General features: G+C 67.8%; 28 protein-coding genes and 3 pseudogenes. 8 read left to right on the top strand and 23 right to left on the bottom strand.

Annotation, left to right across the window (positions count from 1 at the left end):
• Positions 1 to 115: 115 nt before the first annotated feature.
• On the bottom strand, positions 116 to 889 hold the full coding sequence (locus tag ACE5C1_RS10985) for a hypothetical protein (RefSeq protein WP_374944118.1): 774 nt from the start codon (positions 887 to 889) through the stop codon (positions 116 to 118).
• Between the two features lie 82 nt (positions 890 to 971).
• Entirely contained in the window at positions 972 to 1,574 is a 603-nt protein-coding gene (locus ACE5C1_RS10990) for a GntR family transcriptional regulator (RefSeq protein WP_374944119.1), read from the bottom strand.
• 52 nt (positions 1,575 to 1,626) lie between these two features.
• Here ACE5C1_RS10990 and ACE5C1_RS10995 point away from each other — a divergent pair, with 52 nt between their 5' ends.
• Entirely contained in the window at positions 1,627 to 2,277 is a 651-nt protein-coding gene (locus ACE5C1_RS10995) for a fumarylacetoacetate hydrolase family protein (RefSeq protein WP_374944120.1), read from the top strand.
• A 10-nt stretch (positions 2,278 to 2,287) separates the two neighbouring features.
• Here ACE5C1_RS10995 and ACE5C1_RS11000 read toward each other — a convergent pair whose 3' ends face one another.
• The 3 genes from ACE5C1_RS11000 to ACE5C1_RS11010 all read right to left on the bottom strand — a co-directional run bounded on the left by ACE5C1_RS11000 (position 2,288) and on the right by ACE5C1_RS11010 (position 5,425).
• Complete coding sequence (locus tag ACE5C1_RS11000; RefSeq protein ID WP_374944121.1) at positions 2,288 to 2,809, bottom strand: hypothetical protein; 522 nt, start codon at positions 2,807 to 2,809, stop codon at positions 2,288 to 2,290.
• A gap of 168 nt (positions 2,810 to 2,977) precedes the next feature.
• Complete coding sequence (locus ACE5C1_RS11005; protein WP_374944122.1) at positions 2,978 to 4,474, bottom strand: amidohydrolase family protein; 1,497 nt, start codon at positions 4,472 to 4,474, stop codon at positions 2,978 to 2,980.
• Positions 4,475 to 4,528: 54 nt separating this feature from the next.
• A complete protein-coding gene (locus ACE5C1_RS11010) occupies positions 4,529 to 5,425 on the bottom strand; it encodes a cytochrome P450 (protein ID WP_374944123.1) in 897 nt (298 codons plus the stop codon).
• A 421-nt stretch (positions 5,426 to 5,846) separates the two neighbouring features.
• On the opposite strand from ACE5C1_RS11010, the gene ACE5C1_RS11015 reads away from it, so the two are divergent.
• A complete protein-coding gene (locus tag ACE5C1_RS11015; RefSeq protein ID WP_374944124.1) occupies positions 5,847 to 5,984 on the top strand; it encodes a hypothetical protein in 138 nt (45 codons plus the stop codon).
• Between the two features lie 71 nt (positions 5,985 to 6,055).
• Here ACE5C1_RS11015 and ACE5C1_RS11020 read toward each other — a convergent pair whose 3' ends face one another.
• Both ACE5C1_RS11020 and ACE5C1_RS11025 read right to left on the bottom strand, forming a co-directional pair.
• Positions 6,056 to 7,480 (bottom strand): formylglycine-generating enzyme family protein, encoded by a 1,425-nt coding sequence (locus ACE5C1_RS11020; protein WP_374944125.1) that lies wholly within the window; start codon positions 7,478 to 7,480, stop codon positions 6,056 to 6,058.
• A 70-nt stretch (positions 7,481 to 7,550) separates the two neighbouring features.
• Positions 7,551 to 7,859 carry an NADPH-dependent FMN reductase gene (locus tag ACE5C1_RS11025; protein WP_374944144.1) on the bottom strand — a complete coding sequence of 103 codons (309 nt, stop codon included), beginning with the start codon at positions 7,857 to 7,859 and terminating at the stop codon, positions 7,551 to 7,553.
• 180 nt (positions 7,860 to 8,039) lie between these two features.
• Between ACE5C1_RS11025 and ACE5C1_RS11030 the strand changes: the two genes are divergently transcribed.
• Positions 8,040 to 8,618 carry a TetR/AcrR family transcriptional regulator gene (locus ACE5C1_RS11030; RefSeq protein WP_374944126.1) on the top strand — a complete coding sequence of 193 codons (579 nt, stop codon included), beginning with the start codon at positions 8,040 to 8,042 and terminating at the stop codon, positions 8,616 to 8,618.
• Between the two features lie 491 nt (positions 8,619 to 9,109).
• Here the strand turns inward: ACE5C1_RS11030 and ACE5C1_RS11035 are convergent, their stop codons facing one another.
• The 3 genes and pseudogenes from ACE5C1_RS11035 to ACE5C1_RS11045 all read right to left on the bottom strand — a co-directional run.
• Positions 9,110 to 11,191 (bottom strand): catalase, encoded by a 2,082-nt coding sequence (locus ACE5C1_RS11035; RefSeq protein ID WP_374944127.1) that lies wholly within the window; start codon positions 11,189 to 11,191, stop codon positions 9,110 to 9,112.
• Positions 11,192 to 11,337: 146 nt separating this feature from the next.
• A pseudogene (locus ACE5C1_RS11040) lies at positions 11,338 to 11,745 on the bottom strand (FAD-dependent oxidoreductase); the annotation flags it as partial.
• A 362-nt stretch (positions 11,746 to 12,107) separates the two neighbouring features.
• Positions 12,108 to 12,242, bottom strand: a pseudogene (locus ACE5C1_RS11045) (methyltransferase); the annotation flags it as partial.
• 7 nt (positions 12,243 to 12,249) lie between these two features.
• On the opposite strand from ACE5C1_RS11045, the gene ACE5C1_RS11050 reads away from it, so the two are divergent.
• From ACE5C1_RS11050 to ACE5C1_RS11065, 4 genes and pseudogenes are all read left to right on the top strand, one after another.
• The gene (locus tag ACE5C1_RS11050) at positions 12,250 to 12,441 is read left to right on the top strand and encodes a GMC oxidoreductase (protein ID WP_374944128.1); all 192 of its coding nucleotides are present in this window, start codon (positions 12,250 to 12,252) and stop codon (positions 12,439 to 12,441) included.
• A pseudogene (locus ACE5C1_RS11055) lies at positions 12,438 to 12,800 on the top strand (SMP-30/gluconolactonase/LRE family protein); the annotation flags it as partial. The gene ACE5C1_RS11050 and the pseudogene ACE5C1_RS11055, both read left to right, overlap by 4 nt.
• Before the next feature lie 110 nt (positions 12,801 to 12,910).
• Positions 12,911 to 13,339 (top strand): SMP-30/gluconolactonase/LRE family protein, encoded by a 429-nt coding sequence (locus ACE5C1_RS11060; protein ID WP_374944129.1) that lies wholly within the window; start codon positions 12,911 to 12,913, stop codon positions 13,337 to 13,339.
• Positions 13,340 to 13,410: 71 nt separating this feature from the next.
• Entirely contained in the window at positions 13,411 to 14,304 is an 894-nt protein-coding gene (locus ACE5C1_RS11065) for a glycosidase (RefSeq protein WP_374944130.1), read from the top strand.
• A gap of 163 nt (positions 14,305 to 14,467) precedes the next feature.
• Here ACE5C1_RS11065 and ACE5C1_RS11070 read toward each other — a convergent pair whose 3' ends face one another.
• From ACE5C1_RS11070 to ACE5C1_RS11130, 13 genes are read right to left on the bottom strand one after another with little or no spacing between them, the layout of a single operon-like run.
• On the bottom strand, positions 14,468 to 14,749 hold the full coding sequence (locus ACE5C1_RS11070; protein ID WP_374944131.1) for a cytochrome C oxidase subunit IV family protein: 282 nt from the start codon (positions 14,747 to 14,749) through the stop codon (positions 14,468 to 14,470).
• Positions 14,746 to 15,366, bottom strand: a complete 621-nt coding sequence (locus ACE5C1_RS11075; RefSeq protein WP_374944132.1) for a cytochrome c oxidase subunit 3 — start codon at positions 15,364 to 15,366, stop codon at positions 14,746 to 14,748. Before ACE5C1_RS11075 ends, ACE5C1_RS11070 begins: the two co-directional genes overlap by 4 nt.
• Complete coding sequence (locus ACE5C1_RS11080; RefSeq protein ID WP_374944133.1) at positions 15,363 to 17,033, bottom strand: cbb3-type cytochrome c oxidase subunit I; 1,671 nt, start codon at positions 17,031 to 17,033, stop codon at positions 15,363 to 15,365. Before ACE5C1_RS11080 ends, ACE5C1_RS11075 begins: the two co-directional genes overlap by 4 nt.
• Positions 17,030 to 17,971: a cytochrome c oxidase subunit II gene (gene coxB / locus ACE5C1_RS11085; protein ID WP_374944134.1), complete on the bottom strand. Its 942-nt coding sequence runs from the start codon at positions 17,969 to 17,971 to the stop codon at positions 17,030 to 17,032. Before coxB ends, ACE5C1_RS11080 begins: the two co-directional genes overlap by 4 nt.
• The gene (locus tag ACE5C1_RS11090) at positions 17,968 to 18,726 is read right to left on the bottom strand and encodes an SCO family protein (RefSeq protein WP_374944135.1); all 759 of its coding nucleotides are present in this window, start codon (positions 18,724 to 18,726) and stop codon (positions 17,968 to 17,970) included. Before ACE5C1_RS11090 ends, coxB begins: the two co-directional genes overlap by 4 nt.
• A complete protein-coding gene (locus ACE5C1_RS11095; RefSeq protein WP_374944136.1) occupies positions 18,723 to 19,034 on the bottom strand; it encodes a hypothetical protein in 312 nt (103 codons plus the stop codon). The genes ACE5C1_RS11090 and ACE5C1_RS11095 overlap by 4 nt, the downstream gene beginning before the upstream one ends.
• Complete coding sequence (locus tag ACE5C1_RS11100) at positions 19,027 to 19,902, bottom strand: hypothetical protein (protein ID WP_374944137.1); 876 nt, start codon at positions 19,900 to 19,902, stop codon at positions 19,027 to 19,029. The genes ACE5C1_RS11095 and ACE5C1_RS11100 overlap by 8 nt, the downstream gene beginning before the upstream one ends.
• Positions 19,899 to 20,378 (bottom strand): c-type cytochrome, encoded by a 480-nt coding sequence (locus ACE5C1_RS11105; protein ID WP_374944138.1) that lies wholly within the window; start codon positions 20,376 to 20,378, stop codon positions 19,899 to 19,901. The genes ACE5C1_RS11100 and ACE5C1_RS11105 overlap by 4 nt, the downstream gene beginning before the upstream one ends.
• Positions 20,375 to 20,890 carry a quinol:electron acceptor oxidoreductase subunit ActD gene (locus ACE5C1_RS11110; protein WP_374944139.1) on the bottom strand — a complete coding sequence of 172 codons (516 nt, stop codon included), beginning with the start codon at positions 20,888 to 20,890 and terminating at the stop codon, positions 20,375 to 20,377. Before ACE5C1_RS11110 ends, ACE5C1_RS11105 begins: the two co-directional genes overlap by 4 nt.
• Positions 20,887 to 22,251: an NrfD/PsrC family molybdoenzyme membrane anchor subunit gene (gene nrfD / locus ACE5C1_RS11115; RefSeq protein WP_374944140.1), complete on the bottom strand. Its 1,365-nt coding sequence runs from the start codon at positions 22,249 to 22,251 to the stop codon at positions 20,887 to 20,889. The genes ACE5C1_RS11110 and nrfD overlap by 4 nt, the downstream gene beginning before the upstream one ends.
• Positions 22,248 to 24,956: a 4Fe-4S dicluster domain-containing protein gene (locus ACE5C1_RS11120; protein ID WP_374944141.1), complete on the bottom strand. Its 2,709-nt coding sequence runs from the start codon at positions 24,954 to 24,956 to the stop codon at positions 22,248 to 22,250. The genes nrfD and ACE5C1_RS11120 overlap by 4 nt, the downstream gene beginning before the upstream one ends.
• The gene (locus ACE5C1_RS11125; RefSeq protein ID WP_374944142.1) at positions 24,944 to 25,606 is read right to left on the bottom strand and encodes a cytochrome c3 family protein; all 663 of its coding nucleotides are present in this window, start codon (positions 25,604 to 25,606) and stop codon (positions 24,944 to 24,946) included. Before ACE5C1_RS11125 ends, ACE5C1_RS11120 begins: the two co-directional genes overlap by 13 nt.
• On the bottom strand, positions 25,607 to 25,894 hold the full coding sequence (locus ACE5C1_RS11130; protein WP_374944143.1) for a hypothetical protein: 288 nt from the start codon (positions 25,892 to 25,894) through the stop codon (positions 25,607 to 25,609).
• A gap of 168 nt (positions 25,895 to 26,062) precedes the next feature.
• On the opposite strand from ACE5C1_RS11130, the gene ACE5C1_RS11135 reads away from it, so the two are divergent.
• Positions 26,063 to 26,479, top strand: a complete 417-nt coding sequence (locus tag ACE5C1_RS11135; protein ID WP_374944145.1) for a DUF4396 domain-containing protein — start codon at positions 26,063 to 26,065, stop codon at positions 26,477 to 26,479.
• Positions 26,480 to 26,657: the final 178 nt, after the last annotated feature.

A 26,657-nucleotide genomic window follows, 5' to 3' on the forward strand; every position in this document is an offset into this window, starting at 1 on the left:
AACCAACAAAGTCATGGACTTAGGAGCGGGAGTGGCGGCCTCCCGCTCCGCCAATGCCTTCTGCAAGCCTTGGAGACGACGATTTTCGTCGCACATGCCCGCTCCACCGCGACCGTCAGGTGTCGAGGCCGATGCGGAAGGCGGCGCGGCTATCGGGTCGATCAACGAGATCGACCGACCGGCATGTTGCACCCGCTCGCCTGAGGGAGCATCGTTGGATCTGCATTACCTGTCCCCTGGTAAGGCAGGCGGCCCGCCGAGCGCGGCCGTGGCGGGATCGAATTCGTGGCGCGTCTCCCAGCGGCTTACCTGCGTGATCGGCCAATGCTTGGGGACCTGCGGCAGGTCCGCGTGCCAAGGCCGCGGCTCGCAGGCGCCGAGTTCGGGGATGAACACGTCCATATCGTTGTAGAGCTCGATCACCGCGCCGTGGGCACCGTAGTGATAGGAGGCGACGTTGTGCCCTACGGTGTGCCGCGCCGGCCCCCCACAGGGTCGGCACGGCATGACGGGTAAGCAGGTTCGCCGCGCGGAACTGATGGTCGCGGCCGTCGAGCTGGAACGCAGGGCAGTGCATGGTCGCGAACGGCGCCTGGATGACGTTCAGCACGTGATGATCGCGGTTGCAGGTGACAAAGGTCACGAAGTCCTCGAACCAGCTGGTGGTCGAGAAGCCGAGTCCGCCGGTAAGGAAGCCGATCGCCGCCAGCCAGGGCCGCTCCGCCCGGCGCAGTGCAAGATTGTGATGGTCGAACCCCAGGCTGAGATAGGCGACGTCCCCAGCCTGCTCCACCGTCGTGGCGCCGAGTACCCCGTCGTAATAGGCGCGGCACGCGTCCAGCGACGGGGTGGCCAAGTCGACATAGACCAGTCTGAATACGCTCGGCATGATCCTCGTCCTTGTTCCTGCGTTGGCGGCGCAGGCGTTCAGCCCGCCGCGGTGCCCGTTGCATCGCGCGACGCGTTCACGATCAGCGTTGCCGTCTTCTCGAAATGCGCGCGGCGAGCGCGTCGGCATCGCGGTCCAGCGCGGCATCGACCAGCGCCTGGTGCTCGGCATCGACATCGCGGCTGCGATCGACGTTCCAGGCGAGCAGCCGCGGGCTGTGCGCGCCGTTGACCAGCGCACGGTGGAACAGCTCGTGCTGGGTAAGCCAGTCGAAATTGGGCGCGTCGTCGACGATCCTCGGCGTCCGGCGCAGGCGATGCGCAGTGGCGAGCACCGGCGCCTCCCACCCGTGATTCCCTTCCGCGACCGAGCGCCGGAGTGCGATTTCCTCGATGTCGTAGCGCAGCCGTGTCAGATCGAGCAGGTCGTCGATCGAGATCGGCGCAACGGTAAAGCCGCGCTGGTCCTGCGAGATCACGAAGCCTTCCGGAACCAGCCGCGACAGCGCCTCGCGCACCGCGCCGGGGCTGACGCCGAGCTGGGCCGCGAGGTCGTTGATCTTCAGCTTGTTGCCGGGTCGTACCTTGCCCGCCAGTATATCCGGCTTGAGCTGGGCATACCTGACGCTCGCCTGGCTACGCGGCGCTTCGGGTTCGGCCGGTGCGGCGTGGATCAGCCTTAGCATAGAAATCGAGGCGCCGGCAAAGGGCGTCACGCGCGAGCAGGCCAGGGACCACGTGTTCGGCTATACCGTCTGCAACGACGTGTCCGCGCGCGATTGGCAGCGGCATTCGCCACCCTTCACGATCGGCAAGTCGTTCGACACGCACGGACCCTTGGGGCCGTGGATCGTCACCGCGGACAAGATTGCCGATCCGCACGCGTTGCGCCTGCGTTCCTTCGTCAACGGCGAGCCGCGCCAGGACGGCAATACCGGCGAGCTGGTCTATGACGTGTGGGATCAGATCGCCTATATGTCGACCGCGCTCACGCTCGATCCCGGCGACCTGCTCGCGACCGGCACGCCCGACGGCGTCGGCGTGGCGATGATCCCACCGCATTTCTGCGCACGGCGATGTCGTCCGCTACGAGGTAGAGGGCATCGGCGCGATCGAGAACACGGTACGCGTCCGATGAGCGCGATCGAGACCGATGTGCTGGTGGTCGGCGCCGGCCCGGTCGGATCGGCTGCTCGGCGACCGCTTGAGCTTCGTCGGCGAGCTGCATTACTTTCAGGAGGATTTCCGGCTCGACCAGCAGCGCATCTACGGGCCGGAGACGGTGAAGAATTACGAAGGCGCATCAATTCGCAGTTCCTCGACTGCCCGATTACCGCCAACGTCACCGTTCACCGCATGGATGTCGACGGTTTCAGGAGCGCGGGCTGACCAGCACGGCTTAGGTGATCCGCAACGTCGGATCGATCCGCAGCCCGGGTGTCGACCGGCAGTTCGCCGCAATCTCGGCCGACTGGTTTAGATTGAAGCCGGATTTGCGTATAACGACACCAAATTCACCAACTATCGCAATGCGCCGCCGCTGCCGTGGTTCACGGGGACGCAGGACCTGATCGGCACGCGGCTGACCTATGCGCAGAAATGGTCGACCAGCGACGGCGTCGAGCTCCGCCACGGCTTCGCGTCGGGCGATCGCTTCAGCCTGCGCGGCGACCTGACCACTGTCAGCAGCCAGAACATCAATGCGCTGATCGACAGCAGCCCGCCGACGGTACAGCGCGGTTGTTCTCTGCTTTCCGGCCGCCTCTCGATCTTCGCGCCGGAGGATCGTTTCTCGGTCGCGGTGTTCGGTGCGAACCTCACCGACACGCATTATTGCGTCAACGAAGGCTACCTCCCGTTCGGCCCGCAGCTCGGCGCGCTCGACGTCGCCGGTCAGTCGGAAGCGGTCACCTGCTTCCACGGTAACCCACGCACGATCGGCGTGCGGCTGGGCGCGAACGTCTGACCTGATCCAACCATCCGAGGCACTCTCGTCGCCCCGGCCTTGAGCCGGGCCCCGCTTCTTCTTCTACTGCTGGCCGAGAAGAAGAAGCGGGACCCCTGTGTCGAGCCCGGGGTGACGCTGTGCTCAGTGCAGATATCCCCGCGTCGCGGCCACCTCCGCCTTCAACCCATCCAGTTCCCGCCGCGTATAGTGGAACCCGCCACGCACGACGCCGGCGATCGCATGGAGGTTCTCGACCCGCGCGGTCGGATCGGCATCGAGCAGCACCAGATCGGCGTCGTAGCCGCTCTCGACCAACCCCATCGTGTCCTCGCGATGCAGATAAGCGGCGGCATTGACCGTTGCCATCTGCAGCATCGCCAGCGCCGAGATGCCGGCGTCGGCCAGCTCCCCGAATTCCTGCTTGAGCGTCAGGCCCGGGCCGAGATACGATCCCCCATCGGTGCCGACGATCATTCGCACCCCCGCGTCCGACAGCAGCTTGGTCAGCGCGAGCTGGCGCGGATAGGCCTCGCGATAGGCGCGGCGGAAGTCGTCGGGCTTGGACTTCCAGAGCGCGGTCACTTCCTGCCACCGCTTGACGTTCTTCGCCGGCAGATATTCGAGCATCTCGTCCTGCTGGTAGGCAGGATCGTCGGCAAAGGTCTGGGTCTTCAGCCGCACCAGTGTCGCGCATTGCCAGCTGCCGTCGGCCACGAACCGACCTGCCATGTCCTGCGCCTTGTCCTCGCGGAAACTGTCGATCGCGCGGCGCAGACGGTCGACGTCCTCCGGCTTGGTGAAGGCGGACGGGTTGACCAGCAGGCGCTGGAGCCGCTTCATCACGATCCGCTGGAGGAACGGAATCTTGAACGGTGGCAGCTTGATGAGATCGCGGCTGTAGCTTTCCGCGCGCAGCGCTGCCTCGTCGTCGGAGCAGCGGACCCACATCGTGCTGCCGGGCCCGAGATGCTCGACACAGCGGAAGCCCGCCGCGGTCGCTTCGTTGGGGTCTGTGCCCTCCTGCAGATGGCCGAGCACGGGAATGCCGAGGCGGCGCCCCTCCTCCACCGCCGCGAAGAAGCAGTCGGGATTGGCAAAAGCCATCTTGATGAAGTCCGCGCCCTGCGCTTGTTGCCGGTGGACCTCTTCGCGCACCGCCTCGGGCGAGCCCGCATTGAACGGCGACAGGATCAAGCCCGGCGTCTCGAGCAGCTGGGGCGCCGCCTTGCCGATCGGCAACGTGCCGGCCTTGCGCTTGGCGAGCAGCGCGGGCGAGCCCGACATCTGGCGGAACCCGGTCACGCCCTCGGCTAGCATCAGCGCGAGACTGCCCGACGGGTCGGCGAGCTCCAGCACATGGCTGTGCATGTCGTTGTAGCCGGGCGCGACGAACTTGCCGCGCGCGTCGATCGTCTTCGCGCCGTTCGCCGGACGCTTGGACGCGGTCGGCACCACGGCGGTGATCCGACCCATCTTGGTGATCACGGTCATTCCCGGCGTCTTGCTGCCGTCGCGCGGATCGACGACGGTGACGCCGTCGAAATGCAGCTCCGGCGATTGCTCCGGCGCGGCATGGGTGTGGCTGTGCTCCGCGTCGGCAGCGCGCGTCTTGCCACGACCGAGCAGCGACAGGGGCACAGGCCAGCGCGGGTCAGCAAAGACGTGATCATGCAAATCGTCCTTGGCAGCGGGTCAGCCGCGTTCGATCCTGAGCGGCAACGCCTCGAAACCGTATAGCCCGCGGTTCGCGCTTATTACCGGATTGCCTGCCTCCAGCGTCACGCCGGCCTCGACCAGTGCCTCGAGCAGCACTTCCATCTCGATCCGCGCCAGGTTCATTCCCGCACACATATGCGGGCCGGTGCCCCAGGCGAGATGATCGCGCGCGTCGCGGGTGATGTCAAACCGGTCCGGGTCGGCGTAGCGCCGCTCGTCGCGGTTGGCGCAGCCGTAAAGCAGCATCACGCGCGCGCCCTCCGGCACGACGACGCCATCGACGTCGTGATCGCGCACCGCGACCCGCGCGAACCAGCGCAGCACCGAATCGCGCCTGACCGCTTCCAGAACCGCGGCCGGGATCATCTCCGGTCGCGCCCGCAGCATCGCCCATTGCTCGGGATGTCGTGCGAGATTGGCGAGCAGATGCCCCTTGGCGAGGATGGTCGTGTCGAGGCTCGGAATCACATAGGCGCTGAGCGCCGCCATCGCCTCCGCCATCGACAGCCGCCCGGTCCGCGCCGCGACGAACAAGTCGCCAGCCCAGCTTCCGTCGCGAACCTTGTCCTCGCTCAGGCTCGCCATGAAGGCGAACGCCTCGCGCACCGATACTACGTCCGCCGGGTCCTGGTCGGGCCCGATCGCGTTGAACGCGGCCGCGGCCCATGCGAGCAGCCGCTCGCGCCCGACATCGGGCAGGCCGATGAAGTGCGACACCGCCTCGACCGGCAGGAAGCGCGCGATCTCGGCCATCGCGTCGAACCAACCCTGCCCGACCAGCGCATCGATGCGGCCAACGATCATCGCCTTCAGATCCGGCCGTACCTCCTTCAACCGTGCCGGCGAGAGCGGCTTCATGACGGTCATACGCATCCGCCGATGAAGCTCGCCATCGGTCTGGATGACGTTGAGTCCCTTGGGACGCGTTGAACGAGTCGCCGAAGCCCACATCCTCGCCGCTGATCAACGTGTCGGAGGATCGCAGCGCGGCCTGCACGTCCGCGAAGCGCCCGATCGCATAGACGTCGGGCCGCTCGAGCCGCACCTGCATCGCGCAGCGCCCGGTAGTCCGCGAACGGATCGCGCAGGCTGGCCTCCGCGAAAACGTCGAGATCGAGCAAAGGAGCGTCCGCTGCATGCGCCGTCGCCATCGTGGCCTGCCCTTCCATCATCCCCTCAATCATCATCCTGTCGAAAAAAAGCGGCTCTCTCGGTTTCTTGATGCACGGTGGAGGAGCGGGTTGGCCCCGCCGCCGCTTGGAAGCCGGAGGTCGCCAGCCTCTACATGTGCAGCATGAACTTCGGCCTGTTCCCGATGCTCAAGCGCTTCAAGGATGTCCGGCACGACTGGGAGCCGCGGATGCTGGAGGGCACGCGCGACATCGTGTGCAGAACACCTACGGCGACGTCAAATATGTCCTCGGCACGCTGAACGAGAGCGGCACGCCTTACGAGTTCGCGTGCTACGATACCAGTCACCTGCACGGTTCTGCGCAAGCCTGACTACAGCTCGCGCGCGATGCGGAAGCCCAGCCAGGCGGCCGCCTTGCGCGTATCGCCCTTGGCGCGGGCGTCGGCGCGCAACGCGTCGGGCGGGCTGGCCCACGAGCCACCGCGTACCGCGCGCACGCGGCACGTCGCCGAGGCCCGTCGGGCCCAACAGTCCGAGGTCCAGGACGCGACATTACCGGTCGTGTCGTACAATCCGAACGGATTGGGCTTCGACGTGTCGAGCAGCGCCGTATAGGCGTGGCCATCGCCGCAGCCCCCCGGCTTCAGTGCGGGCGCGTTGGCGCGGGCGTCCTGATCGAAGCCGTTGACCCGCGTGCAGGCGCCTGCCGGATCGTTGCCCCACCAATAAGCGGCACCGCTGCCCGCGCGGTTGGCGAACTCATACTCGGCCTCAGTCAACAGGCGGTAGGTGTGCCCGGCCTTGCGTGAGAGCCAGGTGGTGTAGGCGACCGCGTCGTCATAGCCGACGCACGTGGCGGGGCTTCGTCCGCCTTGCGCAAAACCGGGATTGTACCAGTCGCGTACCTGTCGGTCGTTGAAACGCCCGCCTTCCAGCGTGACGCACGAGCCGATGGTGGGCCGGCGCGTCTCGGCGACGAACCAGCTGTACTCGCCGTAGGTGATCGGGAACATGCTGACCGCGAGTGGCCGCGTCAGCCGGACCCGTTCGCGCCCCATCGTGAACTCGCCCGCGGGCACCACCACCATGCGCGGGCCGACCGCAACGTCGAAAACAAGTGCCGGCTTGTCGGAGGTGCGCCAGACGATCGGCGGACGGTCCGCGGCCCCGATCGGGCCGGCGGCGGCGACCAGCGCGGCCGTCTTCGCCTTGATCTCGGCATTGGTCGCCTCCTGGGGGGGCTGCGCCGCCTTGACCGATGCAAAACGCGCGGTGCGGTCCTTGGCGAAGGCTGTCACGTCGGCACAGGCCGGGAACAACCGCCTCCCCGCCGGGCTACCGGCGGTGGCCGGGTCGGTCCATTTGCCGCTCACCGGCAGCCCGGGCACCGGTTCGGTCAGGTTGCTGGCGGCGAAGCCCTCGACCGTCCGCTCGCGGTAACGCAGCGCGGCGCAATCGATCTCCGCCATTTTGCGCACCGACCGCACCGCCCGCCCGGCGACCACGCGCGGGCGCATCAGCTCGGCGCGGATCAAGCCGACGACATGTCCGTCGGGTAGTCGCCGAAAGCTCGCGGGATCGTACAGATAGACGCGGTCGGCATCCATGTCGGTCTCGACGAACGTTCCCCGGTCGATATAGCGGTCGGCCCAACTCCGCCGATCGGCCTGCACGGCACCGACCGGCAGGGACGGCACGCCACCGGCGCGCGCCGTCGCAGGTGTAGAATCCTGCGCCGAGGACGCATCGCCGGCGACACAGGCCAGCAACGCGCCCAATGTCATCACTGCTTTCATTGTCGCCTCCCTCGTTGCTGCCGGAGTCTTGCGCGCGACAGACCGTCGGCTGCCCTTGTTCACCGCGGCTTCAGCGCCGTTGCGAGTCGGGTGGGCGCGATACCCAATCGATCGCGTTCTTGAGCACGCCGGAGAAGGATCGATTGTACTCCGGCGTCGCGAAGATCAGCGCATCGGCATGGCGCACCCGCTCACGCAGGTCCTCTACCGCCGCGGGGTAGCCGGCGAGCCGCACATCGTCGTCATAGGGCGGGATCGTGGCGAGCCCCTCATACAGATCGATCGCCCAACCCTTGGGCGCGAGGCCCTGCGCCGCGCGCAGCAGCGCCGTATTCAGCGCGCCCTTTCGCAAGCTCCCGGAGATCGCGAGCATCCGCATTTCGGCCAAGTCCGGTCCTTTGCTCGATCAGGCTAGGCGAATAGCACTGGACCCTGTCGCGGCGACAGACAAATACACGACTGTGGGCAGTGATGCCGCTCGCGTATCGCGCGGTGGACCAAGGATAGCTTACAGCTGGCCAAGATCGTAAGGACCGCTGCTCAAGGGGACGCTCCGGCCATGCCGCGTACGGGAATGCCAGCCGCCGAACTCAGGAATCGGGCGATCGATCTTGCGCTGGCCGGGGTCAATCGCGACGGGTTCGAAAAGGTGCGGTTGAGCGACGTCGCCCGTGCCTTGGGCGTAAGTCATGCGGCGCTCTACGCCCATTTCGACGGGCGCGGCGCGCTGCTCGACGCGGTCACTGCACGTTGGCTGGCCGAGACCGAGACGGCGCTGCTGGCGATCTGCAACGGCGAAGGGGCACCGCTGGAGCGGATCGAGCAATGGCTCGTCGAGCGCTATCGCCGGAAGCGCGGACGGGCACGGACGGAGCCGGAGGTCTATCGCGCCTTCGACGCTGCCGCAGCGCTGCGCAAGCCGCATGTCCAGGAACATCTTGCAGCCACCCGCAGCCAGCTCGCAAGGTTGCTCGCCGACGCCGCGCTGCCGGTCGGCACCCCGGAGGACCAGGCGGCGCTCCTGCTGGAAGCGACCGCTGCGTTCCACCATCCCAAGCTGATCGCCGATCACGCCAACCAGGACCGCGAACCGCTGCTTCGGCACATCGTCCGCGCCATGCTGGCCAGCCTGCGCTAAAGGCGCAGCGCGCGTGTATGCAGCCCGGCGGCGTCTGCAGCCGACCGATCCTTGAGGCGCCTCTCAGGCAGCCAGCGGCGGCGCGATGGACCTGCACGGAAGTCGCGGAGGCGTGGAAGGCGTCGTCCATCTCGCCATGACGCGCTTCGCGTCGCCCGGGATCGCTGCGGCCGACCGGACGTCGCCGCCACCGTCCGCCGCGGGCTGGCGGCGATGGCGTCCAGCGGCTAAGCCGGCTGCGGCGCCGATCCGCGACGTGGCGCTGGCCGGTCGTCTGGGCGACATCGCCTGCCCCACCCCGCTCGTCACCGGTATCAAGGACACCTCCACGCCGTTCGCCCGTCACGGCGAGCATCTGCGGCGGCGTGGGCCGCGACGCAGTGCGCCGAGCAGCTTTTGCCTGCGTACCAGCACCTTGGCGCCACGGCGCAAGTCCGGCGGCTGCCGCAGGTCACGTCGACCTTGCAGCAGCCATCCGTTCGCCGGGTCAATCAGGCCAGGGTGCGCACGTTCGGCTCGCGGTCCCAATACCGCTTCTTGGCCGCTTCGACGAAGCCGTCGAGATCGGTCACTCCCTCGTCCGGTTCGACACCCGCCTTGTCGAGCAGCGGCTTGGCCGCCGCGTTGCAGCCGATCGCCTTGAGGTGACCGAACGCGTCCATCACCCACTGCACCGCGGCGCCTTCCTTCACCAGTTTGGCGCACGCGTCGCTCGACAGCACGACCGCACACGCGTCCACCGTGACCGAGGGTTGCCCGAACAATTGCGCGTCCGCCGCCACCGCCGAGCCGTCCGACAGCGGTACCTTGCCGACCTTGGGTGCGATCAGGAGAGTGTGACCCTTCGCCGACGAGATGGCGCTCGTCAGCGTCGCCAGCGCATCGGCATCGGTGCCATCGGCGATCAGGATGCCGACCGTCCGGCCTTCCAGCGTGTGCTTCTCCAGCGGCCCGCGAATGATCCTGAGTGCGGGCGACGCCGCCATGTCGAGGATCGGCGCCGCGGTCGGCGATGCATCGGGCAGGTCGACCGCGAGCCCTTCCGCCACACGCTGCGCAAGCTGCTCGTCGACGTTGCGCAGGTTGGCCAGCATCGCGGTGCGAATGTGCTCGAGGGAAACCTTGGAAAGTTCGAATACGAACGCCGAAGCGATGTGCGCCTGCTCCGCCGGGTCCATCGACCGCCAGAACATACGCGCCTGACTATAGTGATCGGCGAAGCTCTCCGCGCGGACCCGAAGCTTCTGGCCTCCCTCCTCGGACGGAAAGGTCTTGTAGCCGTTCTCGGGATCCTCGCGTGCGCCGCCGGGCTCGCCCGCCTTGACGAGGCTGTTGGGCTCGTAATTGGCGCGACCCTTGGGCACCTGCATCTGCATGTGGCCGTCGCGCTGCTGGTTCATGAACGGGCAGCCTTCGGGTCTGCCCCTGGCGGCATTGATCGGTAGTTGATGGAAGTTGACGCTGCCGAGCCGCGACAGCTGCGTGTCAGTATAGCTGAACAGCCGCCCCTGCAGCAGCGGGTCGTTCGAGAAGCCGATCCCCGGCACGACGTGGCTCGGCACGAATGCCGCCTGCTCGGTCTCGGCGAAGAAGTTGTCAGGGTAACGGTCAAGCACCAGCTTGCCGACGATCCGTACCGGAAGCACCTCCTCGGGGATGATCTTGGTCGCGTCGAGCACGTCATAGGGCTGCGCGTCGGCGAACGCCTCGTCGAACAGCTGCACGCCAAGCTCCCACTCGGGGAAGTCGCCGCGACCGATCCGCTCGAACAGGTCGCGCCGCTGGAAATCGGGATCGGCGCCTGCGATCTTCACCGTCTCGTCCCAGATGGTCGAGGCGAGCCCGGCCTTGGGCTTCCAGTGGAACTTGACAAAAGTCGACTTGCCTTCCGCGCTGATGAAACGAAAGGTGTGGATGCCGAACCCCTCCATGTTGGCGAAGGTGCGCGGCAAGGTTCGATCGGACATCGCCCACATGATCATGTGGGTGGACTCGGGCATCAGGCCGATGAAGTCCCAGAAGGTGTCGTGCGCGGTCGCCGCCTGCGGAAAGCCGCGATCGGCCTCCATCTTGGCAGCGTGGATCAGATCGGGGAACTTGATCGCGTCCTGGATGAAGAACACCGGGATGTTGTTGCCGACCAGGTCCCAATTGCCCTCCCGCGTGTAGAATTTGACCGCGAACCCGCGCACGTCGCGCGGCGTGTCGGGCGATCCCGCCCCGCCCGCGACGGTCGAGAAGCGGACGAACACGTCGGTGCGCTGGCCTTTTTTCCGGAAAAGGTCGGCGCACGTGATGCCGGCGAGGCTGTCGGTGCACTCGAAATAGCCGTGCGCCGCGCTCCCGCGGGCATGGACGATGCGCTCGGGGATACGCTCGTGGTCGAAGTGGTTGATCTTCTCGCGGTAGACCTCATCCTCCAGCAGAACCGGGCCACGCGCGCCCGCCTTGAGCTGATTCTGGTTGTCGCTGATCGGCGTACCGTGATTGGTGGTCAGCACCGGATGATCGGCGTCGGTGACCTGATGCGTCTCGCCACCTGGGCGGGCATTCAGCGCGATAGGGTCGGACATGGGTTTCCTCGTACGGTTCCGCTGTTGAACGAGGGAACACCGGCGTGGGGTCCACCCAAAATCATTGCTGTCGATCAGTTCGATACGCGGTCCGATACGGCTTTCTTTCCGCCAGCGACTTGGGCGGCGGTCATGCCGCGCCGGCGATCGAAGTCGACCAACGTAGGCTTGCCGCCGTACTCGGTGTCGGCGGACGCCTGACCCTCGCGGATCGCAACGGGAGTCAGTTGCACGCGGTCGGTGACGTCGCCCACTGCGTAGCTGCTGGGCAGCGAGGAGCGGTTGTCGTCGCCGACTACGACCGCGCCCTTTCCGTCGAGTGTGACGCCTGCTTCGGCGAGCCCCAGTCCGGCGATATTAAGCACGCGACCGGTGGCGAACAGCACGCAGTCGACTTCGATGTCGTCGTGATTGGTAATTGCGACCCTGAGCCTGCCGTCGGCTTGGCGTTCGATACTTTTGAACTCCGCATGAAAGCGGAAGTCGATGCCCTTGATCATACTGGTCTGGCGCAGCCGTTCGCGAAACTGCTCATCATAGCCGCACAGAATTCGAGGCGTGCATTCACTTTTGCGTCGTTGCGCTCAGCCAAACACGGTGCGCACGACGGTTCACCAGATCGGTCAGTTCTTCTTGCTGCGTCGGCATGGTCACCCCCGTGAGCAACTTGTCACGACCTCGTCTGACCTGCAACGTTCGAGATTTGCCAGGAGTTACGCGGAGACCCGCTGAGACTGGCGAAGTTGCCCAGCTCCTCGGCCTCATCATCCGGCAGGCCATTCGCGAACGGCTGGTGGGTCGGGCGTCCTGCCCTGCTCTGGCGACATATCACCGGGATCAGGCTCGTTGCCCGGTATGTGGGTCGGGTTTATGGCGTTCTCCTTCCTGGTGCCGGACAATGCGCGAAACAGCGCGCCTATCGCGCCTTCACGAACTTGAGCGTGAACCGGTCGCTCTCGCCAATCGCCGCATATTTCGCGCGGTCGACGTCCTTCAACTGGTAAGTCGGGGGCAGTGTCCAAACGCCTTCGGGGTGGTCGTGGTCGTCCTTCGCCCGGATGGGCGCGGATCGTCGCCACAGCGTCGTCGATGCCGATTGCCGCAGCTGGGATATCCCGAACCTGTGGGTGTGCGACGACTCGGTCTTCCCGACGATGGGGGGCGTCAATCCGTCGCTCACAACTCAGACAATCGCGATGCGTACCGCCGACCGGATCGGGAAGCTGGCCGCCGTGGGATCTTTGACATGACCGCACGGGTCGAGCTGGTGCTGGATGCGCACGCCATCATCGGTGAATCACCGACCTGGGTGGCGTCGGAGGCGGCGTTTTATTGGATCGACGTCAAGGCGCCCGCGCTGCATCGCTACGAACCCGCGACCGGCGCGACGCGGCAATGGCCTCTGACTAGCGACGTCGGTGCGTTCGCGCTTATGGAGGACGGCGGCATGCTCGTGGCGCTGCGTCATGGCCTGCACCGCCTCGACCTCGCGAGCGGCGATCTCGCGCTGCTCGCGTCGCCGCCGTTCGATCCCGCGCTGTTCCGGTTCAACGAAGGGGCCTGCGACGCGCGCGGGCGGTTCTGGATCGGCGTGATGTTCGACCCACTCGAAGGCGATTTGCCCGCACAGGCCGGCGGCCTGCACAGCTTCACCCTGGCGGGCGGCCTGCGGCGGGCGGCCTGCGCGCCGAGCCAGACGCCGCCGAGCTTCACAACGGCATGGCGTGGAGCGCCGATGGCGGCACCTTTTACCTGTCGCACAGCAACGCTCGGACGATCTATGCCTCCGATTACGCCGGCGAGGACGGGACGCTCTCGAACAGGCGGGTATTCGCCACGATCCCCGACGAGCTGGGGATTCCGGACGGCGCGGCGGTCGATGCGGAGGGCGGCTATCGGTGCGCGCTGCACGGCGGCGGGAAGCTGCGCCTGTTCAACGGCGATGGATCATTCGATCGTGACATCGATCTTCCGGTGAGCCAGCCCACGATGTGCGCGTTCGCTGGACCGGAGCTCGAAACCCTCTTCATCACGAGCGCCTCGGACAAGCTGAGCAAAGACGCGTTAACGCGTGAGCCGTCCGCGGGCGGACTGTTCCGGATCGTCGTGTCCAGTCGCGGAATCGAGCGACGCGCGGTCGCGTGCTGACTGACTGCGGGAGAGAGCATGCCGAAAAGTGTGACGATCCGCAGCGTGACAGTAACCGGGGGCGATCGGTCATGGTGACCTACGCGGTCGAACAACTCGATGACGTCACGTTGACCGGAGGTCCGCTGGACAAGACCATGGACCTGATGAGCCCATTCGTCTGGCGGGAGGACGACAGCTACTGCATCATGGTTCGCGGCGTTCCCTATCCACTTGGTCCCCACGATGCGACCGGTCTCATCGCCGGCGGGCGCGGCAGCGACGGCCTGTCCTTCACGATGGATGAGAAGCTCGCGATCGCGCCAGGGCCGGGGCGGGACGATCAGGGCGGCTGCGAAGACCCAACCGTCGTGAGGCTCGCCAACGGTCAATACCGCGTGTTCTACACCGGCGTGGACGCGGCGCGCGAGCAGAGCTCGATGATCCTCGCCGCCGGCCGCGATCTTGACTCGTTGGAGAAGACAGAGCTCGTGCTCAAAGCGCCGCCGGGCGAAGGCAACATCAAGGAGGCTACGCTCGCCCAAACTTCGTCGGGCGAGTGGCGGCTGTTATATGAATATGCAGCCGAAGGCGCCTCACGCATCGGCTTGGCGGCGAGCGCTGACCCGGATGGGCCCTGGACCGTGCTGCCAGACCCGTTCGGCATCCGCGAGGACAGTTGGGACAATTGGCACCTATCGACCGGCCCGATGACGATGGTCGAGGGGCAGGATCCGGTAATGTTCTATAATGGCGCGACGCACGACGCGCGCTGGCGGATCCGCTGGGTCAGTTTCGACCCCGACTTCACCTGCATTACCGGACGCGGGCTCGAGCAGGTGCTCGTGCCGCCGCCGCTGACCCATCGCGGCTCGACCGACATCGCCTTCGCCGCATCGACGTTGCTGGAAGGCGAACGGATCGCGCTCTACTACTCGCTCGAGGATCGCGTTCTACGCCGCGCTCTGATCCGCCGCTATGTGTAGCGACCTGCAATGATGATCGGGTCGGCGCGAGATTATAGGCCCTTTCTGGCGAACCGAAGCATGGCGCGGGCGCACGTGTGGTGTAACAAAAGCGAGAACCGCTCGACGTCTGCGCACGCGGTTTCGGCAACTGACCGCGCGATGCTTCGCCGACGATAGTGAGCTATCGCGTCAGATAGTCCGAGAAGGTGATCGCGAACAGGAACGACAACCACACCAGCCCCGCCAGCGCGGCGAGGCGGACGAGCCAGGGCGCGGTCTTGAGCTGCATGAACAGCATCGCCACCAGCCCCGCCTTGGTCGCGGCGATCGCCAGCGATACCGCCGGCTTGGCGGGGGCGTGCGGCCAGTAGGCATAGCCGAGCGTCGCCGCGAGCAGCACGAGCAGCGCCGCCCAGACCTTGAGCGGGCCGTAAAGAACGTGCGCGCGCTGCTCCCTCGTCATCGCCCCACCAGGTAAATGAGCGCGTAAAGCACGATCCACACCACGTCGACGAGGTGCCAGTAAAGTGCCGAGCCTTCTGCGGTCGTCCAGCGGCTCGCCAGCTGGTCGCGCGGGATCAGCAGCAGCCGCCCAACCACGCCCAGCCCGATCAGCATATGGCAGGCGTGCATCCCGGTGGCGGTCCAGTAGAACGCCCAGAACTGGCTCGCTCCTGTCTCCGTCAGCTTGAACCCGGGCCCGGGTACGAGGTGCTTCTCGATATCCGACCGGTACTCGAACCCCTTCACCACCAGGAACGCGACTCCGAGCGCGCAGGTCGCGATCAGCATCCACCGCGCGAGCGGGACCAGCGCCTCGCGCGTGGCCCGTTCGGCGATCGCCATGGTGAGGCTGCTGGTCAGCAACACAAAGGTGTTTATGGTGCCGAACAGCACCTCCGCCTCGCGCGCGCCCGCGATGAAGCCGGCCGGGTGCGCATGGCGCGCGACCGCGTAGAACAGCATCACGCCGCCGAAGAACAGGGTTTCGGTCGCAAGAAAGGCCCACAGGCCGAACTCGGTCGCGACCTTCTGCCGCTCTGGCGTCGCCCAGGGCTCGTTGAGCGCGGTGTCGGTCATTGCGACGCTTGCGGCTCAGCGGTGTCCTCCACCCCGTGCGGGGCGAAGCCTTCGGCGTGGTAGAGATAGGGCTCGGCGGTGACCACCGGCGGCACCGCGAAATTGTCCTTGGGCGGAGGCGATGTCGTCGTCCACTCCAGCCCGGTCGCGTCGTGCGGGTTGTCGGGCGCTCGCTCGCCGCGCACCAGGCTCCACGCGAGATAGAACAGCGGCCACAGGTAAGCGAACGCCAGCACCACGGCGCCGGTCGAGCTCATCACGTGCCAAGGCTGCCACTCGGGCGGATATTCGTGATAGCGCCGCGGCATCCCCAGCCAGCCGAGAATAAACTGCGGAAAGAAGGTGAAGTTGAATCCGAAGAACATCGAGATTGCGGCGAACTGGGCCAGCCGTTCCGAATACATCCGCCCCGTGATCTTGGGCCACCAGAAGTGCAGCCCGCCGAAGAACGCCGATACCGAGCCGCCGACCATAATATAATGGAAATGCGCGACCACGAAATAGGTATCGGTGACATGGACGTCGATCGGAACAGACGCCAGGAACAAGCCAGTCAGCCCGCCCAGGGTAAACAGCCCGACGAACCCGAGTGCATAGAGCATCGGCGCCGAAAAGCGGATCTGCCCGCGGTAGAGCGTGCCCGTCCAGTTGAACACCTTGATCGCGCTCGGCACCGCGACGACGAAACTCAGGAACGAGAAGACCAGGTTCGCGAAGGGCGACTGGCCCGACACGAACATATGGTGTCCCCACACCATGAAGCCGATTACGGCGATCGACACCATCGCATAGACCATGAACTCATAGCCGAACACGCGCCGCCGCGCCTCGCAGGCGATGATCTCGCTGACCACGCCGAACGCGGGCAGGACCATGATGTAGACCGCCGGGTGACTATAGAACCAGAACAGGTGCTGGAACAGCAGCGGGTCGCCGCCCGAGCGGGGGTCGAAGATCGGCAGCCCGAACGCGCGCTCGACGAAGATCAGGAGCAGGCTGATTGCGAGCACGGGCGTCGCCAGCACCATCACGATGCTGGTCGTGTACATCGCCCAGACGAACAGCGGCAGCCGCATCCAGGTCATACCCTTGGCGCGGAGCAGGTGGATCGTTGCGAGGAAGTTGATGCCCGTGGCGATCGACGAAAAGCCGACAACGAACACGCCAGCCGCCGCGAGCAGGACGAAGCCATTGGAATAAAGGGTGGAAAAGGGCGTGTAGAAGGTCCAGCCCGTATCCACCCCGCCCGCGAGCAGGGCGGCGGCGGTGAGCAGCCCGCCAGCAACGTACAGATACCAGCTGAACAGGTTGAGCCGCGGATACGCCACCTCGCGCGCGCCGATCATCAGCGGCAGCAGGAAGTTGCCGAGCGTGGTCGGGATGGCGGGGACGAGGAAGAACCACACCATCACTACGCCGTGCAACGTGAAGACCCGGTTATACTGGTCGGCGGTGAGGAACCCGTGCGGCGTCACCAGGTTGGCGCGGATCAGCGTCGCCGCCGCGCCGCCGAGAAAGAAGAAGAGGGTAATTCCCGCGGCATAGAGGAACGCGATCCGCTTGTGGTCGGTCGACAAGAGCCAGGACCGGACGGTGGTGCCGCCTTCGGTCAGGAAGCTTGCCTGCCCCGGCTCCCGGCCGAGCGCGCTGGTTTCGTCCCGGCTCACGGCCGCGCCTCCGGGCGCTGCGCCGTGACCTTGGGCGATTTGAGGTATGCGATGAGGCGGATGAGATCGTCCTCCGACGCGACGCCCTGATAGCTGGGCATGATGGGTGCGTAGCCGGCGACCACGTCCTTTTGCGGGAGCAGGATCGAGTCGCGCAAATAGCTCTCGTCGGCGGTGACGAAGCCGCCGCCCTCGACCGGTTGTGGACGGCCGTAGATGCCTTGCAGGTTCGGCGCGCGGATGCGGGTGGAACCACCATGACACCCCGAACAGCCCATTCGCTCGAATAGCACCGCGCCCTGATCGGCCAGGCTGTCGCCTTGCGGTTGCGCGGCGGTCCAGCGGGCGTAATCGGTGGGGGTCTGCACGACGATGCCGCCGCCCATGCGCGCATGATCGGTGCCACAATATTCGGCGCAGAACAGGTGAAACGTTCCCACCTTGGTCGCCTCGAACCACGCCTCGACATAGCGGCCCGGCAGCACGTCATGCTTGAAGCGAAAAGCGGGGACGAAGAAGCTGTGGATCACGTCCTGGCTGGTCATCACCAGTCTGACCGGCACGCCAACGGGAACGTGCAGCGCGTTGATCTCGCGCGCACCATTGGGGTGCTCGATCTTCCACATCCATTGCTTGGCGACGACATGGACCTCCATCGCCTTTTTCGGCACCTCGAACTGGCTCGTCTCGGCGACCGCCGCGAACCAGAACACGAACAGGAACGCGAACAGGGTCGCCGCGGTCCAGCCGATCTCCACCTCGCGGCTGACCCGGCTTGGCACCGCCCCGCGCGGCGCAGCGGTGCCGCGGCGATATTTGATCGCGAAGAACAGGATCAGCCCGCCGACCAGCGCCACCACCACGCCGGAGACGAGGCACAGCGCGAAGAATATCCCGTCGATGCGCGGTGCGAACGTGGAGGCCTCGACCGGGCTCATGCGCGCCTCCGGCGGCGCAGCGCAAACACCGCGCCCGCGCCGAGGAGCAGCAACGACACGCCCTGCAGCGCCAGCACGGCGGCTCGGCCGTACACTCCGTGCGCGGCGGCGAGGCCGTAGCACAGCCGCGCGACGCGCTCGGCCAAGCCGACGGACGCGCCCCCGCCTCCGCTCAGCGCGGCGCGCATGGCGGCCGGTTGCAGCGACAGTTCGGGCAACAGCGCGCGCAAATGCCCATCGGGTGCGAAAACGTAGAGTACCGCGTCGTGCGCGAAACGGTCGCCGTCCGCGTCATGGGCGTAGCCGAAGCCGAGCGCGCGGGTCGCCGCCGCGACGCTGGCGCGGTCGCCGCGCAGCACCGAGACGGCGCCCCCCAGTCGGGGCGAGGACAAGAGCGGCGCGGCCATCTGCCGCGCGTCGGCGGCGGTGTCGCGCGGATCGATGCCGATCAGCGCGACGCGATAGTCGTGGCCCGGTGTCAGCCCGCTGGCTTCAAGCGCACGCGCGGCGAGCGCCAGCCCGGGCGAGCAGACGTGCGGGCAAGTGTAATCGGCGAAGATCAGTACCATCGGCTTGCCGCCGGCCGCTTGCCCGAGCGTGACGCGCGCGCGCTCCTGGTCGGTGAAGGCCAGCGCCGCCGGGAGCCGCGCGTCGGGCGCAGGCCGCGCGACCGCCCGCGCCAGCTCGCGCTCGCTCAGCGCGGCCGAGGCGGGGGCGGCAGCCGCAAGCATGGCGAGGACGAGCGCGCGCCTCATTTGGGCGCGTTCCAGTCGGCGAGGCCGTCCGCGACCACGGTGCGCTTAGCCGCTTGGATCGCCCGGTCGGGGTGCGTCACCACGCGCGGGCGCTCCGGATCCTGTCCGCCATCGTGAATGAACGTCTCGACGCCGGGCGCGGGAAAGGAATGGACGGGCGCCTTCGTCGCGGGCCGCAGGTCCTTGTTGTAGAAATGCGCCGCCGCCCAGAGCGCCAGCACCAGCGCCGTCGGCACGCCCAGCGCGGCGATCACCGCCGGGCGTTGGCGAACGCCCCAGCCCTCAGGCGCGTCGTCCCGCTCAGCCATAAGCGGCCTCCCGCGAACCCCAGTGGTACGCCGCCACACCGAACCCGGCCAGGACAACGGTCGCGAGCAGCAAAGCCAACAGCCCACCGCCGATCCACCAGCCGTTGAACAGCAGTAGCCCGGCGAGCATCGCGAGCCCCGCTTGGCCGTGCCGCGCCTCGCTCGTCCGCAGCGACAGGATCGCGATCGGTCCGGCGAGGCCGACGACCAGCGCCGCCCAGCACAAGGCCACGCCGGCGGGCTCTGCGCGCGCGACATAGAAACCGACCCGCTCCGGCAAATTTCCGTACCAGGTGATGAGGTAGTCCATGAAGGCGAGATAGGCCAGGCCGATCGCCGCCGTGACACCCAGCTTGCCCATGTCGGCGCGCGTGCGCGGCGTCGTGCGGCCGACCGCCAGCGACACCGCCGCCGCCGCGCCGATCGCCTCGACCGCCAGCATCATGCCGATCGCGGAGACCGGGTGGCCCGGCGCCCCGCCCAGCAGCCAGTCGTCTGCGACCGGGGTGATTGCGAACGCAACGAGCGCCAGCGTAACACCCGCAGCCGTCGTGCTCACCCCGTTCCGCAACCTCCACGCCGAAAAGGCCAGCAGCGCGCCGATCGCCACGCCGCGCAACGCGACGGACCACGGCGCCATCCACCCCGCGAGGTGATCGGGCGCTGGCACGGCGAGTTGCGCCAGCCCGAGCAGTGCGCCCGCCGGCGCCAGCGCCGGGGCGAAGCGCGCGGGCGCGCCCACGCCTTCCCACGCCGCGCCGGTCAGCCGCTTGATTGCGAGCAGCAGCACCGCACCGAACACCGGCGCGGCGGCGGTGGCGAAGGCGATCCGCCACGCCATCGCTAGGGTGAGCAATGGCGCGCTCATCGCCGCGTCTCCGGCAATCGCTGCAGCGCCTTGACATAGGCCGCGATCGCCCAGCGGTCTCGCGGCTCGACTCGGTCGGCGTAGGAATACATCACGCCGTGACCGTTGGTGATAACGTCGACGATATAGGCGGGCGGCGCGGCGACGAGACGCGGGATGTGGTAATCCGGCGGCGGCGGGAAGCCGCGACGCACCACCGTCCCGTCGCCGTTTCCGCGCGGACCGTGGCACATCGAGCAATAGATGCCGTAGCGTTGCTCGCCGCGATCGAGCAGCGCGGGGGTGAGCGGCGGCGGCGCAGCGAGCGCGGCGACACGGGCGGAGGCGTCGGCCGCAACCGTGCCCTCGGGCGGAGCGGATTGAGGCGGGCCGCCGGGCCAGAGCGTTTGGGCTTGCTGCGAATCGTGGCGCGGCTGGTCGGCCATCGACAGGTCGCAACCCGCGAGCAGCAGCGGCAGGAGCGCGGCGCGCCTCACCGGTCGATCAACCGGCTGTGCGTCGCGCCCGCCGCGGCCAGCAACGCCAGCGCGCGGTTGGCGTCCTCACCCACGTCGCAGGCGAGCGCGAGGACGAACCGGTCCTGCGACGCGCGCGCGACCTCCTCGATGTCGAACGCCGAATGGTGAAGCCGGGTCAGCCGCGCGTTGCGGAACAGCGCGACGGCCCCGCCCACCGCCGCGACGAACGCGCCGAACTCGACCGGCGCGGGGATGAAGGCGGGCCAGCTCCACAGCGGCCGCCCGCCGGTGTTGAAGGGATAGGCCAGAATTGCGCTCCAGGCGGTAAGCGCGAACAGCGCCGCCGCCCCCGCGACTCCCGCGATGATCGTGAGGAGGCGGACGCCGCGCGTCCCCTCGCCCTCGCCAAGCAGGTCGGATGCATAGGGCAGCCACTCACCGACGATGCGCCGCTCCTCCGTCACCGCGCGCAGCCGGGCGCGGGCGAACGCGCCCTCCGCGTCGAATTCGGCGACGGCGAGCGCGGTCATTTGCTCTCCTCCGCCGCCAGCTTGCGCACTTCATGCATCGACACAACCGGCAGCACGCGCGCGAAAACCAGCATCAGCAGCAGAAACAGACCGAGCGTCCCCGCAAGGATGGCGAAATCGACGACCGTCGGCGCGTAGGTCCGCCAGAAGCTCGGCTCGTACCCGATTGAGAGCGTGTCGAGGATGATGAGGATGCGCTCGAGCCACATGCCGACCAGCACCAGCACCGCCACGCCCGCCAGCGCGGGGGCGCTCACCCGCAGACGCGGCGACCAGAATAGCTGCGGCACGGCGACGTTGCACGCCAGCATCGCCCAATAGAACGGGGCATAGGGACCCGCGAACTCGTAGCGGACGACGCGCAGGTCGGCGGCGTTGCCGCCCCACCAGGCGGTAAACCATTCGGCGGCGTAGGATGCCCCCATCACGGTGCCCGACGCCAGGATCACCTTGGCCATGGCGTCAAAATGCGCGGGCACGATCACGCCCTCCAGCCCCACCGCGCGGCGCAACACCAGCGCGATCAGCACCACCATCGCCAAGCCCGAGAAGAACGCGCCGACGACGAAATAGGGCGGGAAGATGCTCTCGGTCCAGCCGGGCATCAGGCTGGCGGCGAAGTCGAGGCCGACGATCGAGTGGACCGAGCAGACCAACGGCACCGCGATCGCCGCCAGCGTTCGGTGCAGGCGCTCCTGCGCGCGCCACTGCGCCGGGCTCCCCTGCCAGCCCATCGCCGCGACGCCGTACACCCGCCGCCACCCGCGCGAGCCGGGGCGGTCGCGCAGCGTCGCGAGATCCGGCAGCAGCCCGACATAGAAGAAGATGATCGAGAACAGCAGGTAGCTGATTATCGCCCAGAAGTCCCAAACCAGCGCCGAGCGCCACTGCGGCCAGAGCTGCATCGTGTTCGGGTACGGCGCGAGCCAGTAGAAATACATTGGCCGGCCCAGGTGCAGGATCGGGAAGATGCCGGCGATAGAGACCGCGAACAGGGTCATTGCCTCGGCGAAGCGGTTGATCGACGCGCGCCACTTCTGCCGGGTGAGCAGCAGCAGCGACGAGATCAGCGTACCTGCATTGCCGATGCCGATCCACCAGACATAGTCGGCGATGGGGAAACCCCAGACAACGGCGGTGTTGTTGCCCCACAGGCCGGGGCCGTACTCGAGCGAAAAGCCGATCGCGACTGCGCCGGTCAGCGTGAGCAGCAGCGCGCCGAGTAGTGCATACCACCAATACTTCCCTGGTCCGCGATCCATCAACGGCGCTGCGACCGCCTCCGTGACATCGCCGAGCGTGCGGATCGACGGCAGCGTCCAACGCCGGCCTTCGGCCAGCACAACGTGCGCGCCGATCACGCTTTTTTCCCCCCGTCGCGGCGACGCGCGAGGTAGGTCGTGCGGGGCCGCGTCCCCAGCTCCTCCAGCAGCGCATAATGCCGCCCGTTGGCTCGCGCGTCGCGGATTGCAGGGTCGTTCAGCGTTCCAAAGCGGATCGCGCGGGTAGGACACGCCGCCTGGCACGCGGTCACCACGGGGCCGGGCGTCCCCCCGGCATCGGTCTCGCGCGTCGCCGACTCGATCCGCTGGACGCAATAGGTGCATTTCTCCATCACGCCGCGCGCGCGAACCGTCACGTCCGGGTTGCGTTGCGCGGTGACGGACGCTTCCTCCGCGTCGCCCCACAGCGAGCGGTCGGCGTAGTCGAGGAAGTTGAACCGGCGCACCTTGTACGGGCAGTTCGCCTGACAGGTGCGCGTGCCGACACAGCGGTTGTAGACCTGCAGGTTCAGCCCCTGCGCGTCGTGAACCGATGCCTCGACCGGGCAGACCGGCTCGCACGGCGCCGCCTCGCATTGCATACAGGGCACCGGCTGAAACCCCGTGGTGTCGCCATGCTCGTAAAGGTCGACCCGCAGCCAATGCATGTCGCGCCCAGCCGCCATTTCCTCGGGGCCGATCGCGGGCACGTTGTTTTCTGCCTGGCACGCGACGACGCAGGCATTGCAGCCGATGCACACGTCGGTGTCGATCGCCATCGCCCATTGCGGCGGTGCACTCTTCTCGGGCGGGTTGGGCAGCAGGGTCGGCTTCGGCGCGACCGGCGGCATCGCCTCTCCGGGCGCGAGGACGGGGAACAGCTTCGCCAACTCGCCGTCGAGCGCGAACTGGTGCTGCGTCGACGGCACGGCGACACGCCCTCCAGCCTTGGCGACACGTATGGGCGCGGCTGAGTCGAGCACCCAGGCGTTCGCGCCGATGCCGTCCGCGACCTGACCCGTGCCGTCGCGGCCATAGCCGGTGAGCAGCGTGACGACCCCGCGCGCCTGCCCCGCCACGGCGCGAGCCGGGACAGTTAAAGCGCCGCCGCGTTCGATGCGGAGCAGGTCGCCGTCCTTCACCCCCAGCGCTCCCATGTCGGCGGGGTGCAGCCGCGCGCTCGACCCCCAGACCTCCTTGGTCAGCGGGTCGGGACATTCCTGCGCCCAGGCGTTCGGCGCGTATCGCCCGTCCCACAGCGTCGGCGATGGGCGCAACTCGACGGCCAGCCCGGCGGGCGGGACCGGCAACAGGACCAGCGGCGCGGCGCCCACCGTCTCGGGCCGCGCCGCGGTGCCTGGGACGACCCCGCGCGCCACCGCATCGCGCCAGCCCGCCTCTCCCAGCCCGGCCCAGGTCTCGCGCGTGCGGGCATACGCCCCGGGGCCGCCGGCGGGATCGAGGATGAGGTCGACCAGTTCCGCCGCCGTGCGCGTATCGTAGAGCGGCCGGATCAGCGGCTGAGCAATCGAGGCAGTTCCATCGGAGCCACGCCAATCGTGCCAACCCTCCAGCGGATGCGACAGAGGCGCCTGCCAAGTCGCGCGCGCGCTCGTCTCGTCGGGCACGCGCGTCGCCGTAACGCTGAGCGTCACGCGCGCCATCGCCTCCGCGAAACCGAGCGTCGGGGGTGCGGCGTAGACAGGGTTGGCGTCGAGCACGAGAAGCGTGTCCACCCGGCCCGCGTGCATGTCGCGGGCAAGCGCGGCCAAGCCGTCACGATGCGGTGTCGGGTCGGGATCGACGGGCGCGATCCAGTCCTGCGGCGCTGCGAGTACCCCGTTCGCCCATGCCGCGAAGGCGTGGACCGCGACCGGCTGCCGCTCGCCTGCGATCACCAGCGCCCGACCGCGCGCGCGCATCAGGTCCCTGCCCGCGTCCGCGACCAGGCGGGCGAGGTCGGGCGGCAGCGGCGGCGCGTCGCCGCCCGCGCCTAGCGCAAGCGCCAGCGCGTGGCAGGCCACGGCGAGGTCGTGCGGACCCGCGGTGGCACGGCGGTCCGCCATCGCCCCGCTGGCGCTTGGCGACGCCTCAATGGCGTAGAGCCGGTGCGTGGGCTCGCTCCGCCGCCGCTCGCTCCACGCCCGCGCGTGCGCGACCTGATCGGGGCCTGGGCCGAGCGGGTCGGCGTCGAGCAGCAGCACCACGTCGGCGTCGGCCAGCCGTGGTCGCGCAGTGAGCGGCCGACCGAACGCGGCGTGCGCGGCGGCTAGGGCGGCATCGTCGTCGAACGGCTCCCACCGGACGTGCCGCGCGCCGGGCAGCGCCGTCTTGAACGCCGCGATCCGCGCCAGCAGCGTCGGCGAAGTGACGCGGCCCGTCAGCAGCGCGAAGCCTTGGCCGCGCCGAGGCGCTACCCGCTCCCACAATGCGCGCGACAGCGCCGGCCAACTCGAGGGTCCGGGCGGCCCCGCGGGCGCGCGCAGCCGCTGGGGATCGTAGAGGTCGAGGATCGACACCTCGGTAAACAGGTCGGTCGCGCCCAGGCTCGCGGGGTGCGCGGCGAGACCTTCGAGCTTGATCGGCCGTCCGTCGACCACTAGCCCGGTGACGCCGCGCCCATAGCCGGCGAACGGCAGCGCGGTCGCGTAGCGGCGCACCTCGCCCGGGCGGACGCCCTCGGGCTGGTTCACCATCGGGTGGATGGTCTCGTTCGGGCGCTGGCACCCAGCAAGGCTCGCCGCCGCGCCGCCGGCGATCAGGCGCAGGATCGCGCGCCGGTCGAGTTCGCTCAGCGGTGGCACGTCGAGCAGTCCGTCAGCTTGCGCCCGCTATGCGCGATGCGGACAGCCACCGCGTGCGACGCCGCGCGGTCCGCGGGCGTGCGTTCACGATAGGGCGTGTCCTCGTACACCCGCGCGGGCGCGACGATCCGGTCCTTGGGCGCGCGATGGCAGTCGAGGCACCAGCCCATTGTCATCGGCGTCGCTTGCCGCGTCAGCGGCATCCGGCGGATGTCACCGTGGCAGGCGGCGCAGGGTACGCCGTTGTTCACATGAACGTGGTGATCGAAATACGCATAGTCGGGCAAGCGGTTTACGCGATTCCACGTCAGGGGCTTGCCCGACGCCAGGCTCTGGCGCACCGGTGCCAGCAGCTCGGCGTTGGTCCATAGCTGCGAATGGCAGGTCATGCAGGTATGCGTCGGCGGGACCACAGCCTTGGCTCCGGTCTCCACGCCCGTATGACAATAGCGGCAGTCGATGCCCAACTCGCCCGCATGGTGCTGGTGGCTGAACGGCACCTTCTGGTCGACGAACAGCCCCTGCCCCGTCGCCGCGCCGCTCCGCGCGACCGCTCCGCCCAGCAGAACGGCGAGCACCGGGGCCAGGAAGCACGCGAACAGCGCCACCCTCACCCACGTATTCGCGCCGGGACGAAAAAGCTGGGACATCTACTTGGTGTGCCCCACCCTTAGCCGCGCGTCGAGGGCCGATGCCGAATTAGCGTTTTTCGTGCGCAGAAATGGATATTGGACCGCGGTGACAATCGGCCATAGCCATTCGGCCATAATCTCGCAGGGTGCGCCAGCGACTCTGGAAGGAGCAAGAACGATGGAGCGTTTCGCGAGCTTTCCTCTCTGGCTGCACGGGCTGGCGATCGTCACCCTGTCGGTCGGCCTTGCCTGCGCGATCACGATCGCGCTCGACGAGTGGCGCCGGCCGCAGAAGATGGGGATCATGATTTTGGTCTGGCCACTCACCGCCCTGTTCGGTGGCCCCCTTTGGCTGGTGGGTTATTATGCCTGGGGCCGGGCGTCCCCGCATGACAGCGACGCGGGTAAGCCGCCGATGGCGGTAATGGTCGCCAAGGGTCGAGCCATTGCGGCGCCGGCTGCACGCTGGGCGACATTGTCGCCGAATGGACCGCGTTCGGGGCGCCCGCCGTGGCGACCTGGTTCGGCTGGCATACGCTTTTCGCCGAGAAGACTTTCGCCGTGCGGATGCTCGACTTCCTGCTCGCCTTCGGAATTGGCGTGATCTTCCAGTATTTCACGATCAAGCCGATGCGCGACTTGTCGGTCGGGCAAGGCGTCGTCGCCGCGCTCAAGGCCGACGCCGCCTCGATCACCGCGTGGCAGGTCGGCATGTACGGCCTGATGGCGCTGGTCCAGTTCGGCTGGTTCCGCGGCGCTTATGGCGGGCTGGCCACGGTCGCCTCGCCCGAGTTCTGGTTCGCGATGCAACTCGCCATGCTGGCCGGGTTCGCAACGAGCTACCCCGTCAACTGGCGGCTGATCCGGGCAGGGTTGAAGGAGAAGATGTAGCGCGGGCGTTCACCGCTGCGGCAGGGCGTAGGCGATCACCTAGCATTACAGTTGCGTTCGGTATTTAAGATGCGCTTGGCGGGCGGCGGCTTGGTGCGCTCGTCGCCATAGCGACCACGCGATGATGTGAGCGGGCGCAATGCGGCGCTGGGCCAGTCGAACGGCGATGCGACGGATC

Origin of the sequence: Sphingomonas sp., assembly GCF_964263785.1 — a bacterium.
Classification (GTDB): Bacteria; Pseudomonadota; Alphaproteobacteria; order Sphingomonadales; family Sphingomonadaceae; genus Sphingomonas.